Raw genomic sequence first — 12,683 nt, forward strand, 5'->3', positions numbered from 1 at the left:
CACCTGGGCGCACTATCGGTTCAAGCAGTTCCTGAAGTTTCAAGCCAAGAAGAAAAACGTGGTTGTCGTGGAAGTATCGGAAGCGTACACCAGCAAAACCTGTACCAAGTGCGGGCACATCCACACCAAGTTGGGTGGCGCAAAGGTGTTTAGATGCCCAAAGTGCAACCATAGGCTACCACGAGATTGGCAAGGCGCTCTGGGTGTTATGCTCAGGGCTTTGCGGGATACCGCCTTTCTGTTTGGACTCCGTCCGAGTAGCGCGGTCGCGTCAGCGTCGCGTAGTGACAACGGAAACGGACAGAATGCTATCGCTTCACCGCTGAGCAGTAATGCTCAGCAGTGTTCAGCGTAAATGTATCAGCCGCAGCTCACCGCTACAGGACTTTCAGGATGAGTGACGGTGGAGTCCGAAAAGGCCATACTGCAGTCTCGCTCCTCGGCCAGGAAAACAGACGGCAGCAGTCACCCTTTTTGTCAGCCGAAGGCCTTGTCTTGGAGCAGCTCCGGGTCAGCGTCGCCAGATACTCTCTCCCAAAACTGCGCCAAGTGCTGCAGGCCCACAAACCCCAACTGCCAGAGGATCAAGGCCAGGGGGCCGTGCTGCTGCCGCTGGATCTTCAGGGCCAAGGCCAGTTGTTTGGGCTTGAGGAGCTGTTGCTGCTCGGCAAAGCGGCAGAACTGCCGATCCCATTGGCTGAGGGCTTGCAAATCCGGCACAGTCAGTTCCATAGGTCTGGCTTGGGTGTAACTGGACGCTGGATCCCCTACTGTGGATCTCTTCTTTAGGGTACGCGTCTCCCTCAGCTCTCCCAAGGCGGCTCAGGGCAGAGGGCACTGAGCTTTGCCGCAGAGCTGACTTACAAGCGCTGTTGGGATAGCCCCTAGCTCCAGGGATCGTCATCGAAGGGGCTGTCCGACCAGTAGCCGCCCGACTGGGGTGGAGGAGGCTGTTGGGGTGGTGGGTAGCCGATGGGAGTAGAGGGCGGCGGCGTGGGGATGGGAGTTGGCTTTTCCATATCCTCAAGCCGCGGCAGGTCGGCGGGTTTGGGCTCAACACCGAGGCTCCTCAGCTTGGCCTGAGCTTCCTGTATCTGGGCGTTCAGCTCTTCCAAGTACGCCCGGTAGTGGTTGGCGGCTTCTAGGTATTGCTTGGCTTTGCGCTCGTTATCTTTGATGACGGCCTCTAGCTCTTTGTTGCGAACGGTGTAATCGGCCTCTTGGTTGGTGAGGTTTTCGATGGCCTGGTTGAGCACAGCCCGCCGGCGCTCCAGTTGGGCCACGATCTCCGACAGTTGCCGTTCCCGCTCGCTGAGGCTGCGCTCGCGGTTTTGCGTTTGCTCCAGTTGAAAGGCGGCCTGGCTCAGTTGTTCACGTAGGTACATCACTTGGGGTTCAGTCTCGTTGCGCTCCTGCTGCAACTCGAAGACCCGCGCTTCTAAGTTGTCTTTTTCCTGCTGCAGCACTTCCCGCTCGTTCAAAAGACGGGTGTAGAGCTGGTTGAGGAAGTCCACCTCCATCACCACCTGGCTGAGCTGGGTGGCGTATTCCCCAACCAATGCCAACTCCCGCGCGAGGTTTTGGGTTTCGCTGGTGGCTTGCTCGGTGAAAAACTGGGGAAGCTGGGTGGTTTCTCTGAGGCGTTGGGTGAACTGTTTAAAGCGGAAGGAAAAGTTGCTCGCCATTGCCGGTGCGGTAGCCTCGAAGATCAGGAGAACGCCGATGGTCAGACAACAGTCTGGATCCCGTCCACTCTAGCATCGAGCTGCAGTTTCTTTGGGGTAGAAATCCGTCCCAGCAACCTGTCTAAGTGAAGTCAGGGGTCGTTTCCGGTGTGGCAGCCTCCCGTCCTTCGGATTCGGCATCTGAGCCGGCAGCTTCGGCTACTTCTACTTTACAGTCGAGTCTCTGATTTCCATCTTTTTGTGCCTGCGATGGGACTGCGGCAATCCGGCGCAGCAGCCGTTGCAACAGCGGGGTGTGGCGATCGCCAACAACGGAGAAGCGGCTCTCGATCTCCTCAGCAGGGATGGGATCCAGTTGGGCCAGCTCCGGCTCGCTGAGGAGAAGTACCCGTATTGCAGCAAGGGGGATCTGCAAGAACAGGTTGGCCCCCCAAAACCCGAAGGCGGCTATGGCCAGGCCGGCCAGACGGGTGCCGTTGCCAGGGGTGAGGGGGGCAAAGAGGGGGGCGAAGTCGTAGAGGCGCTCAAAGACTTCCAGCAGCAGGAGTGCCGCCAATAGCGTCAAGATCTTGTGTTCGGGGCTGAGGAAGGCAGCCAAGATGCGGCGTTGGTCGGGGGTGAGTTCCTCGGGAGGAACGGCGGCCACCCACAGGCTGAAGACATCGAAGGGCTTGCGCCACTGCATGGCAAAGACTGGCCCAATGCCCGCCACAGCCACTGCGGCCTGCTCTACTCCCACCGACAGGAGAGGATCCCCGGTGGCCAACCCAATGACGGTTAGCCCAATCCACAAGGGGAAGAGGAGGATCCCGGCGGCATGGATCCAAAGGAAAGGTTCCTGCCAATGGCTGCGCATGGGGAAGTTCTAGAGGAAAGCGGAGCGGAGCTAGCGGCGGGACTTGTCCACCACTTCCAATTCCGAAAGGCGGAAGGTAACCAATTTATCCCAGTTGCCCCCCTCGAAGAGGACAGCGGCATGGTCGTCGGTAACCCGCTGTACTTGTCCTTCAAAGAGGTAGTAGGTATCGTTGGGATTGATGACCCGCACGGCCACGCCAGGGTAGATGGGGGGAAGTTCCTGAAGAAGGGAGGGAGTTGCAGTCATGGCGGCTGTTTACGATTCCTCGCGGGTGGCTAAGCCCTATCCTATCATTATGAAGGAAGGCCCTTCTTCTGCCGAACCTTTCTCTGGCAAAGCCAACCCCAAACGATGCCTGCTGACCCAGCGTCTTCCCCCTCCCAGACTTGGCATGTGCTGGTGATCGATGACGAGCAGGGACGGCGGGCTGTGGCCCTCAGTGCCGCCACCTATTCCATCGGCAGGGATCCCAGCAACGCCATTGTCGTCCATTCGGCGGCGGTTTCTCGGCAGCACGCGCTGCTCTTGCGGCTGCCGCAAAAGGGCGGTGGCTACACCTACCGGCTGTTGGACGGCAATATCGAAGGCAAGCGCAGCACCAATGGCATCTCAGTAAACGGGCAGAAATGTCTGAGCTGGGATCTCAAGGATGGGGATCAGATCCAGTTGGGGGATCAGGTGCGGATGCAGTATTGCATTCGCCAGTTGTCGAACGAAGAGTTTCAGCGGTATCTCCAGTCTGTCAGCTTTCGCAGCCTAAAGGCGGAGGTGGTGGATCGGCGCTCCACAACGATGCAGCGGTTTGACCCGCCCTCGATGCGGGTGATTTTGCCCCAACAGGAGAGGGCGGAGAAGGTTGAAGACGTGGGATCCCGCCGTCGCAACCCGCTGTGGCTGCTGTTCCAGACGCTCTGGGGACGTTTGGGGAGAAAGTCGAGGTGATTCAACTCTCAGGAATGCCCACCTGCTCTGAGTCTGAGCGAGCTGATGGGGTTTCGACGCGGTCTTGCTCTGATGCTTCTGCCTGCAGATCCAGGAGAGAAGGAGGAGAGTCTACTTCCCCGATCAATACTCCCCGCAGCCAGAGGGGGGCGATAAAGGTGGTGGCGATCACCATGACGATGATGCTGACGTCGAGAGCCTCGGAGAGAACCCCGCTGGCCGCTCCCACGCCGGCAAACACCAGGCCCACCTCGCCGCGCGGGATCATGCCCACGCCGATGGCATAGCGGTTGATGCCCGGCTTGCCGAACGCCCCCAGGCCGGCGGCCAGCTTGCCCACAATCGCAACGCTAACCAAGAAGACGGCAATGATCAGCCCCTCGCGGTTGGCGGGGAGGGTGGGGTTGAGCACGGCGAGGTTGGTTTTGGCCCCGACGCAGACGAAGAAGATGGGCACCAGCAGGTCGGAAACGGGCTTGATCTGTTCTTCTAGCTCCTGGCGCTTGTCGGTTTCCCCTAGAATTAGGCCGGCGGCAAAAGCGCCCAAAATCGCCTCCAGGTGGATCACCTGCCCTACGTAGGCCAACAAGAAAGCCAAGACCAGAGCGGGCAAAAGGGGGTTGCCGCGGGCTTTCAGGTTGTTGAGGAGAGCCACAAAGTAGGGGCTGAGGAGTCGCCCCAAGACGATAGAGCCGACGAGAAAGACGACAGCGCTGACGACGATGAGGCCAACATCGGCGACGTCAACCTCTCCGGTTTTGGCCAAGCTGGCCACCACCGCCAAGATGATGATGCCCAACACGTCGTCCAGGACGGCGGCGCCGATGATCACCTGCCCTTCGAGGGAGGTGAGTTTTTGCAGCTCGGCCAAGACGCGGGCGGTGATGCCAATGCTGGTTGCCGTCAGAGCCGCCCCGGCGAAGATGGCAGGGATGACAGGCACGTGAAAGAGGTAGAGCAGGCCCAGTGTTCCCGCCGCAAAGGGCACAGCAACCCCAATAACGGCCACGGCCGCCGCCTGCGGGCCAACCCGCAACAGTTCCCCCAGATCCGACTCAAGACCAATTTCAAAGAGAAGGATAACCACCCCCATCTCCGAGAGGATGTCGATGATCTGGCTTTGGGAGGAGAACACCTGCACCAGGGATCCCTTGTCAAGACCCGCGGTGGCCTGCAGAATCTGCATCAGAGCTGAGGACTGGGCCAAGGTAGGCAACGCCTCGGCAGAAAGCGGCCCTTCGGGAAAAACCAGTAACCCCAGGCCAGAACCGCCCACCAACACCCCTCCCAGCAACTCTCCCAGCACGGGGGGAAAACTCAGGCGAACGGCCATTTCTCCGCCAACGCGGCTGGCCAAGTAGATGACCACCAAGGCCAGCAGCACCGCCACCAAGATCAAGGGAGAGAGGTTGTCTCCCCCTGGCGCCTCGACGGGAGCGGCGGCTTCGACAGCCAGCAACACAGAGCTTAGGCAATTCAACAGCAAGATCTCACCCTTAGATGGACAGCTTTTCGTCTAAGCCGGCCTGACCAGAGCGCCAGAAAAGCTTGTGTTGCCATCTCTGGGGTCGCCCTGCCGGAAGACTGTTACAAAAACTAACCTCCCGCGTAATCCCATGGCAACGCCCATGTGGGCACTCTTTCCCCTTGCCGATAGTCCAGATAATTAGCACTTATCTGGAGTATTGTCCCTGCTGCCCGCCGAGAATTGGGCCGAGGAGGGGCAGGGGCCAACTTCCCAGAACGACAATGGAGGAAATAGAAACTCTCGCAACCAAGCTCACCGATGAGCTACTACATCCCCCCCACCTTTCTTAAAGTTGTCGCCCTGCACCTGACCAAAAATCATCTTCCTCTGCCCGACGTGCCCGTTCCGCTCATCTTGGGCATCCACGGGCGCAAGGGGGAGGGCAAGACCTTCCAATGCAACCTCATCTTTGAGCGCATGAAGGTCTATGCCGTCCACATCTCGGGGGGCGAGCTGGAAAGTCCCGACGCCGGGGATCCCGCCCGTATGATTCGCCTGCGCTACCGTGAAGCTGCCGAGCACATCCGCAAATTTGGCCAGATGGCCGTGCTGATGATCAACGACCTGGATGCCGGCGCCGGTCGCCTGAACAGCATGACCCAGTACACCGTCAACACCCAACTGGTGAGCGCCACCCTGATGAACATCGCCGACAACCCCACCAACGTGCAGCTTCCCGGCAGCTACGATCCCAAGCCCCTGCCGCGGGTGCCCATCATCGCCACCGGCAACGACTTTTCCACCCTCTATGCCCCCCTCATCCGCGATGGGCGCATGCGCAAGTTCTACTGGGAGCCCAGCCGCACCGACCGCATCCACATCGTTCACGGCATTTTTCAAGCCGACGGGCTGTCTCTTGAGGAGATTGAGCGCCTGGTGGACGCCTTTCCCGAGCAGGCCATCGACTTTTTCGGCGCCCTGCGCGCCCAGCTCTACGACGAGCAGGTATGGCAATTTATCCAAGAAGTCGGCCTGGAAGGGATTGCCTTTCGCCTGCTCAAAAGCAAAGAGGGCGCCCCCCAGTTTCCGCCACCGCGATTTTCTCTGGAGCAGTTGATCCAGGCCGGCCACCAGCTCAAAGCCGAGCAACACCAAGTAGAAGCCCGTCGCCTCTCCGAGGAATACCTTGGCCTCCGGCGCTCCGCTCCTCAAGAGCCGCCCCCCGCTTCCCCGCCATCCCCTCCTCCTGTGGCTGCCAACTCGGCCGATCCTGCCCCAGTTTCCCTCAACCCAGACGTGCAGGCCCAGCTTCGCCAGATCCTGGCCCAAGGCTATGAGATCCTGGTGGAGCATGCGGATCCGCGCCGCTACCGCGTTCATTCCTGGCAGGAGTGTGGAGTTGCCCACCTGAGAGAATGGGCCGCTGCCTGTCAGGCTGTCGAGCAGTGCCTCAGCCGTTTTCCCAAGGACTACATCCGGCTGGTGGGCGTAGATCCGGTGAAAAAACAACGGCGGGTCGAGGCCATCATCCACCGCCCCTGAGACTGAACCGGGGCAAAATGGCACAATGAGAGAGCCTCCCCTCTGCCCGACAATCCTCCCTGGATCATGCTGTTTTGAATCATGCTGTGGCTGCGTCTTCTCCTGGTAGCTTTGTGGGTCGTGTTAATGGGCTGGTTGTCTCCGCCTGCCCATGCTCTCCTCAACGACGACCGCTACGACGGCAACATCTTTGCCCTCTATGGCTCCAACGGCGGCATGATCCCCCCTCGTGTCTCCCTGAAACAGGCCAAAGAACAAGGGATCCCGGCCCTGCTGGTGTACTACATCGACGACAGCAGCGACTGCAAAAAATACGCAGCCACCCTGGCCAACCTGCAAGTTCGCTATGGCTGGGGAGTCTATTTCATTCCTTATTCTGTCGATTCCCTCCTGCCTGGGGATGAGCGTGGCCAATACTACAGCGGCCAAGTCCCCCAGACCCTGCTTTTTGACTCCCAGGGCAACCTCGTCTACCAATCCATTGGCAACCGCCCCATCACCGAAGTGGAAAACGCCATTCGCGCCCTCTTCCAGTTGGATCCCGTCCCCCCAGGGGTGATCCAAGCCAAACCCTTCAACGAGATCCAAACCGGGTTTGCCGGATCCCGTTCCCCCGCCCCCCCAGCCGAGGCGCAGCCGTGACCGCTCCTCCCGATTCCCCCGATTCCCTTGAGGCTCTGCAAGCCAAGCTCGAGATCTTGCAAGCGCGGCTGGCCGACCTGCGCGAGCTGGAGCGCCTATCCCAGCTCTCCCCCGAACACTGGGCTGAAATCCAGGCGGAAGTCAGCCAATTGGAACAACGTCTGCAAGCCTACCTGTTGGAAGTGTTTAACCCCGTTCCTGCCACCTTTTGGCAGGTGCTGCGTTTTGGCGGCCTGGGCCTGCTCCTCGGCATTGCCCTGCAGCGCTGGGCGCTGAGCTAGCACCCGTTAAGATTAAAAGCCCTTGGATCCCGGAGCTCCTTCCCATGCGCATGCGACGCTCCAGACCGTTCAGTTTTGACTGCAAGACCTCGCCTTTTCTGCCTCTGTTCGGCTTAGGCAGCTTTAGCTGCTTCTGAATTATCCTAGTGTTGCGCGCACCAGAAACGGCTTTTAAGGCACTGGGAACGGTCGATTGGGGCTGCTGTAAACCAGCCCAGAGGTCCGCGGTCGGTTTGCCGACTGCAGGGCTACTAAAAGCTCCTGACTTTAGTCTGGAGTAGTTTACAACCCCTCTCCTAGAGGGAGAGGAGAGTTGAGAACTAGAGTTACTCCCACCATCCAACTTCCCCACACCCCCAGAACCTGCCTCAGCAGCCCCAGACTCTCCCGCACCACCTGGGGGCTCAAGGGACGAGCCGGGATCCCCACCTTGGGCTTCTCTTTGGGGATGCCGCGATAGAAATTGGTGCCTCCCAACTGGATCTGCAGCCGCCAGGCAAAGGCCGCCTCGCTCCACCCCGAATTGGGGCTGGGATCCGCCCGCCCGTCGCGGCGACAGCGCTGCCAAAATCCCCAGGGATCCCCGCTGAGCAGGGCCAGGGTCAGCACCGTCAGGCGACAGGGCAGCCAGGTCAGCCCATCCTCACAGCGGGCCGGCACCGTGCCCAGGTAGGTGAAGGGGGCATGGCGGTAGCCCACCATCGAATCAAGCGTGCTGCTGGCCTTGTAGGCCAAAGCCAAGGGCGCCCCTCCCAAAAAGGCATAGAACAAAGGGGCCGTCGCCCCGTCGGGGGTATTCTCGGCTACCGTCTCGACCACCGCTCGCAAGATCTCCGCCTCCGTCAGGTGCTCCGTATCCCGGCCCACGTAGCGGCTTAGGCGCTGGCGGGCCTGCGGCAGATCCCCCTTTTCCAAGGGATCCAACACCTCCAAGGCGGCAAAGCGCAGGCTGCGCCCCCCTAGGCAACTGGCCATCAGGATGATCTGCATCAGGATCCCTGCCCAGGGATGGAGAGCCTGGGCAACGGCGATCAGCCCCCAGCCTGCCGCGTAGGATCCCGCCAGCAGCGCCAGGGTGAGAGCTGCCCCGCCCCAGCGCTGGGCCGCCGGCGTTGGGCAGCGCCTGAGAATGCAACTCTGGCCCCAGGCGATGACCGCCCCCATCACCCGCACCGGATGGGGCCACCCCCAGGGATCTGCCAACCAGTAATCCAGACCCAAAGCCGTCGCCAGCACCAGGGGAGCGGCTGGCTGACTCGGGAAAAACAGCAAGGTCTCCCTCCCGCAGGCGCGATCAGACCACAAACCCTCCCCCCTGACTTTGGGCTGCCTGCCAACTGCGGGCGTCGAAGTAGAGATCTTCCAGAGTTGTTTCCTCCAACACCTGCTCCACCCGCTGGGCGATCCGCCGCCAGAGGGCCTCCGTTACCCAGTCCAGCCCATCCGCAGAGCCTTCCTGCTGAGCCCCTGCCCTCTCAGCCGGGAGAGGATCCAGAGATTCTCCCACCGCCGCCAAAATGGCGCTAATTGGGATCCGCCGCGGTGCCCGTGCCAGCCGGTAGCCCCCCTGCGCCCCGCGCTGCGAACAGACCAAGCCAGCCTGGCGCAGCTCGATCAACAGCTTTTCCAGATAGGGGGCCGGGATCTGCTGTCGCTCGGCAATGGCCCGCACCGAGGCCACCTGGCCAAGCATCGCCAGATCCAGCAAAGCCCGGATGCTATAGGTAGCTCGCGTGGTCAGGCGCACCTGCTTTCTCCCGCCAATCTTCCCCGATCCTGCCACAGGGATCCCTTAACCTGGAAAGCAGTACCCGCTTAGCTCTGGCCTTGTCGAGATGGAGCGCCCCACCGCCAGCCTCTACTTGGTGGCCACCCCTATCGGCAACCGCGAAGACATTACCCTGCGGGCGCTGCGAGTCCTACGGGAAGTGGACTGGGTGGCGGCAGAAGACACCCGCCACTCCGGCCAGCTTCTTAAACACTTTCAGATCTCCGCCCGCCTCATCAGCTACCACGAGCACAACGCCGCCCAGCGCATCCCGCAAATCCTCAAGTATCTGGCGGCAGGGCAGTCGGTGGCCCTAATCAGCGATGCCGGCACACCCGCCATCTCCGATCCAGGAGAGGAACTGGTGCGCGCCTGTATCCAAGCTGGGATCCCGGTGATCCCGGTGCCTGGCCCGGTAGCGGCAGTGGCCGCTTTGGCTGCTTCTGGGCTGGCCACAGGGCGGTTTGTCTTCGAGGGGTTTTTGCCGCTCAAAGCCAGCCAACGACAAGCCCGTCTGCAACAACTGGCCCAAGAAGAGCGCACCGTCGTTCTCTACGAAGCCCCCCATCGCCTGCAGCAAACCCTGCAAGATCTCCTGGCTCACTGCGGCCCCCGGCGGCAGATCGTGCTGGCCCGCGAGCTGACCAAGCTGCACGAGTCCTTCTGGCGGGGATCCCTGGCCGCCGCTCTGGAGCACTGCGCCGCCCAGCCGCTGCGGGGGGAGTTCACCCTTGTTCTAGAGGGGCGGCCTGCCTCCGAAAAGGGCGAAGAAACCTCCCCCTCGGAAGCGGAAGTTCGCCAGGAGCTGGCCCGCCTGCTGGCCGAGGGCCTTCCCCGCTCCGCTGCCAGCCGCCAACTGGCCCGGCGCTTCCAGGGATCCCCCCTGTGGACGCGGCGCCGCCTTTACGATCTCTGCTTACAACTGGAGCCCCCTCCCTCCCTGGCCCCTCCGGCAAGCGACGACGAGACAGAATCCTAGAGCATGGCGCGCATCTTGTTGGTGGACGACGAAGTGGAGCTGGCCGATTCCCTGGCCCAGCACCTGCGGCGAGAGGGCCACAGCGTGGACGTGGCCTACGAGGGAAACAGCGCCTGGGAGCTGCTGCAGAAGCCCCCAGCCCCACCCTACGACTTGCTGGTACTGGACTGGATGTTGCCGGGCCTGTCCGGCCTCTCCCTCTGCCAACAGGTGCGACAGGTAGATCGCGCCACCCCCATCCTCTTCCTGACCGCCAAAGATACTCTCGACGACCGGGTGGAAGGGCTGGACGCCGGCGCCGACGACTACCTGGTCAAGCCCTTCGAGCTGCGGGAGCTGCTGGCGCGGGTGCGAGCCCTCTTGCGGCGGGCTGCCGGCCCCGGCGAAGGGATCCCTCGCCTGCAAATTGGAGACCTAGAGCTGGATCGGGAGAACCAAGTGGCCTACCGCCAAGGACGGATGATCCACCTCTCCCAAAAAGAGTTCCGCCTGCTGGAGTACTTCATGGCCCACCCCGGCCAGTTGCTCACCCACGAGCAGATCTACGAGCGGGTGTGGGCCGGCGAGGATCCCCCCAGCAGCAACGTCCTGGCTGCTCAGGTGCGCCTGCTGCGGCGCCGCCTCCGTCTGCCCGGCTCCCCCGAGTTGATCCACGCCGTCTATGGCAAAGGCTACCGCTTCGGGCCTGTGGCCGAGGATCCTCAGCAGCCGCCAACCCCCCTCTCCCCCTGGGAGAGGGGCTGAGGGTGAGGGATTACTTGGACTTGAGCTTCTCCGCCTTCTCGATGGCCTCCTCGATGGTGCCCACCAGATAGAAAGCCTGCTCCGGCAGATGATCCAGTTCTCCGGAGAGAATGCGCTGGAAGCCTTTGATGGTGTCCTCCAACTTCACGTACTTGCCAGGCGAGCCAGTGAAGACCTCGGCCACAAAGAACGGCTGCGACAGGAAGCGCTCGATGCGGCGGGCGCGGGCCACCACCAGCTTGTCTTCTTCAGAGAGCTCGTCCAGGCCCAAAATGGCGATGATGTCCTGCAGCTCCTTGTAGCGCTGCAGCGTCTGCTTCACGGCCCGGGCGGTGTTGTAGTGCTCCTCGCCCACAATGTCTGCCTGCAAGATGGTGGACGAAGAATCCAGGGGATCCACCGCCGGGTAGATGCCCTTGGCCGCCAGGCTGCGCGACAGCACCACCGTCGAATCCAGGTGGGCAAACGTCGTCGCCGGCGCCGGGTCCGTCAGGTCGTCGGCGGGCACGTACACCGCTTGCACCGACGTGATGGATCCCTGCTTGGTGGAGGTGATCCGCTCCTGCAGGTTGCCCATTTCCGTGGCCAAGGTGGGCTGGTAGCCTACCGCCGAGGGCATGCGGCCCAACAGCGCCGACACTTCCGAGCCAGCTTGCACAAAGCGAAAGATGTTATCGATAAACAGCAGCACATCCTGCTTGTTGACGTCGCGGAAGTACTCCGCCATCGTCAAGGCGGTCAGGCCCACCCGCATACGAGCGCCCGGCGGCTCGTTCATCTGGCCGTACACCAGCGCTACTTTGTCCAGCACCCCCGATTCTTTCATCTCGTTGTAGAGGTCGTTCCCCTCGCGGGTGCGCTCTCCCACGCCGGCAAACACCGATAGGCCGGAGTGCTCCTCGGCAATGTTGTGGATCAGCTCCTGGATGAGCACCGTCTTGCCGACGCCGGCGCCGCCAAACAGGCCCACCTTGCCACCTCTCTTGAAGGGGGCCAGCAGGTCGATCACCTTAATGCCGGTTTCAAAGGGCTCCGGTTTGACGGTCAGCTCCACAAAGGGCGGCGCGCTGCGGTGGATGGGGGCAAACTCCTTGGCTTGCACCGGCTCTCCTTGATCCACTGGCTCCCCCAGCACGTTGAAAATGCGACCCAGGGTAGCCTCGCCCACCGGCACGGTAATCGGGGCACCTGTATCCACCACTGGCATGCCCCGCACCAAGCCATCGGTAGAAGACATGGCCACGGCCCGCACGCGGTTATCCCCCAAAAGCTGCTGCACCTCAAAGGTGACTTTGACCTTCAATCCGCTTTCGGTCGTCGCCTCCACCTTGAGAGCGTTGTAGATTTCAGGCAGCTTGCCGCTGGGAAACTCGGCGTCGATCACAGGTCCAATGACCTGAGTGATGTAGCCAACGTTGGTCGCAGTAGCGGTGGCAGTAACCATGGTCGAGGCTCAGCTCCTTGTGTACTCAGTTGCAGTTATGGACTCAGCGATGCCGGATGGGAGTTTCAGAATGGGCCATGAGAAGATCTCGGACTGGGCGGCTGGATCCCGGTAGCAAAAGCCAACAGGTCTACCCCTGGACTTCGGTCTCGCGGCTCGGTTCTCTTCTGCCCAAGGGTACCGCTTCAAGGCCAATACAAAACCCTAGCTAATGTCTTAGGGGTTAGACTACTGGGTTTTTGAAGCGGTTGACTACCCATGCCGCCATACAAAAGGTACCACAAGGCCGTCCCAAAGGACAGAACGGGGCTCTAAACCCAGTTTTTTGC

Annotated in this window: 15 protein-coding genes; 7 read left to right on the forward strand and 8 right to left on the reverse strand. The window is 61.4% G+C overall.

Going from position 1 to position 12,683, the window contains the following annotated elements:
• The coding region (locus SYN63AY4M2_RS05185) for a zinc ribbon domain-containing protein (protein ID WP_143597423.1) at positions 1-355 on the forward strand (355 nt) is incomplete at its 5' end.
• 122 nt (positions 356-477) lie between these two features.
• On the opposite strand, the gene SYN63AY4M2_RS05190 is transcribed toward SYN63AY4M2_RS05185, so the two are convergent.
• The 4 genes from SYN63AY4M2_RS05190 to SYN63AY4M2_RS05205 all read right to left on the reverse strand — a co-directional run bounded on the left by SYN63AY4M2_RS05190 (position 478) and on the right by SYN63AY4M2_RS05205 (position 2,790).
• The gene (locus SYN63AY4M2_RS05190) at positions 478-732 is read right to left on the reverse strand and encodes a DUF2949 domain-containing protein (RefSeq protein ID WP_041438079.1); all 255 of its coding nucleotides are present in this window, start codon (positions 730-732) and stop codon (positions 478-480) included.
• A 152-nt stretch (positions 733-884) separates the two neighbouring features.
• Positions 885-1,685 carry a hypothetical protein gene (locus SYN63AY4M2_RS05195; protein ID WP_011429340.1) on the reverse strand — a complete coding sequence of 267 codons (801 nt, stop codon included), beginning with the start codon at positions 1,683-1,685 and terminating at the stop codon, positions 885-887.
• 121 nt (positions 1,686-1,806) lie between these two features.
• Complete coding sequence (locus tag SYN63AY4M2_RS05200; protein ID WP_011429339.1) at positions 1,807-2,541, reverse strand: low-complexity tail membrane protein; 735 nt, start codon at positions 2,539-2,541, stop codon at positions 1,807-1,809.
• A gap of 30 nt (positions 2,542-2,571) precedes the next feature.
• The gene (locus SYN63AY4M2_RS05205) at positions 2,572-2,790 is read right to left on the reverse strand and encodes an NAD(P)H dehydrogenase subunit NdhS (RefSeq protein ID WP_011429338.1); all 219 of its coding nucleotides are present in this window, start codon (positions 2,788-2,790) and stop codon (positions 2,572-2,574) included.
• A gap of 105 nt (positions 2,791-2,895) precedes the next feature.
• On the opposite strand from SYN63AY4M2_RS05205, the gene SYN63AY4M2_RS05210 reads away from it, so the two are divergent.
• Positions 2,896-3,486, forward strand: coding sequence for an FHA domain-containing protein (locus tag SYN63AY4M2_RS05210; protein ID WP_011429337.1), 591 nt, complete (start codon positions 2,896-2,898; stop codon positions 3,484-3,486).
• 1 nt (position 3,487) lies between these two features.
• Here the strand turns inward: SYN63AY4M2_RS05210 and SYN63AY4M2_RS05215 are convergent, their stop codons facing one another.
• On the reverse strand, positions 3,488-4,942 hold the full coding sequence (locus tag SYN63AY4M2_RS05215; RefSeq protein WP_228375494.1) for a cation:proton antiporter: 1,455 nt from the start codon (positions 4,940-4,942) through the stop codon (positions 3,488-3,490).
• Between the two features lie 330 nt (positions 4,943-5,272).
• Here SYN63AY4M2_RS05215 and SYN63AY4M2_RS05220 point away from each other — a divergent pair, with 330 nt between their 5' ends.
• From SYN63AY4M2_RS05220 to SYN63AY4M2_RS05230, 3 genes are all read left to right on the forward strand, one after another.
• Entirely contained in the window at positions 5,273-6,496 is a 1,224-nt protein-coding gene (locus SYN63AY4M2_RS05220; RefSeq protein WP_011429335.1) for a ribulose bisphosphate carboxylase small subunit, read from the forward strand.
• A gap of 126 nt (positions 6,497-6,622) precedes the next feature.
• Positions 6,623-7,138, forward strand: a complete 516-nt coding sequence (locus SYN63AY4M2_RS05225; protein ID WP_228375408.1) for a thylakoid membrane photosystem I accumulation factor — start codon at positions 6,623-6,625, stop codon at positions 7,136-7,138.
• Positions 7,135-7,419, forward strand: a complete 285-nt coding sequence (locus tag SYN63AY4M2_RS05230; RefSeq protein ID WP_011429333.1) for a hypothetical protein — start codon at positions 7,135-7,137, stop codon at positions 7,417-7,419. The genes SYN63AY4M2_RS05225 and SYN63AY4M2_RS05230 overlap by 4 nt, the downstream gene beginning before the upstream one ends.
• 282 nt (positions 7,420-7,701) lie before the next feature.
• On the opposite strand, the gene cbiB is transcribed toward SYN63AY4M2_RS05230, so the two are convergent.
• On the reverse strand, positions 7,702-8,691 hold the full coding sequence (gene cbiB, locus SYN63AY4M2_RS05235) for an adenosylcobinamide-phosphate synthase CbiB (protein WP_011429332.1): 990 nt from the start codon (positions 8,689-8,691) through the stop codon (positions 7,702-7,704).
• A gap of 22 nt (positions 8,692-8,713) precedes the next feature.
• Complete coding sequence (locus SYN63AY4M2_RS05240) at positions 8,714-9,166, reverse strand: Rrf2 family transcriptional regulator (RefSeq protein WP_011429331.1); 453 nt, start codon at positions 9,164-9,166, stop codon at positions 8,714-8,716.
• Positions 9,167-9,254: 88 nt separating this feature from the next.
• Between SYN63AY4M2_RS05240 and rsmI the strand changes: the two genes are divergently transcribed.
• Positions 9,255-10,166 carry a 16S rRNA (cytidine(1402)-2'-O)-methyltransferase gene (rsmI, locus tag SYN63AY4M2_RS05245; RefSeq protein WP_011429330.1) on the forward strand — a complete coding sequence of 304 codons (912 nt, stop codon included), beginning with the start codon at positions 9,255-9,257 and terminating at the stop codon, positions 10,164-10,166.
• A gap of 3 nt (positions 10,167-10,169) precedes the next feature.
• On the forward strand, positions 10,170-10,910 hold the full coding sequence (rppA, locus tag SYN63AY4M2_RS05250; protein ID WP_011429329.1) for a two-component system response regulator RppA: 741 nt from the start codon (positions 10,170-10,172) through the stop codon (positions 10,908-10,910).
• Positions 10,911-10,920: 10 nt separating this feature from the next.
• On the opposite strand, the gene atpD is transcribed toward rppA, so the two are convergent.
• Positions 10,921-12,354 (reverse strand): F0F1 ATP synthase subunit beta, encoded by a 1,434-nt coding sequence (atpD, locus tag SYN63AY4M2_RS05255; protein WP_099884275.1) that lies wholly within the window; start codon positions 12,352-12,354, stop codon positions 10,921-10,923.
• Between the last annotated feature and the right edge of the window lie 329 nt (positions 12,355-12,683).

Origin of the sequence: Synechococcus sp. 63AY4M2, from assembly GCF_002760475.1 — a bacterium.
GTDB lineage: Bacteria > Cyanobacteriota > Cyanobacteriia > Thermostichales > Thermostichaceae > Thermostichus.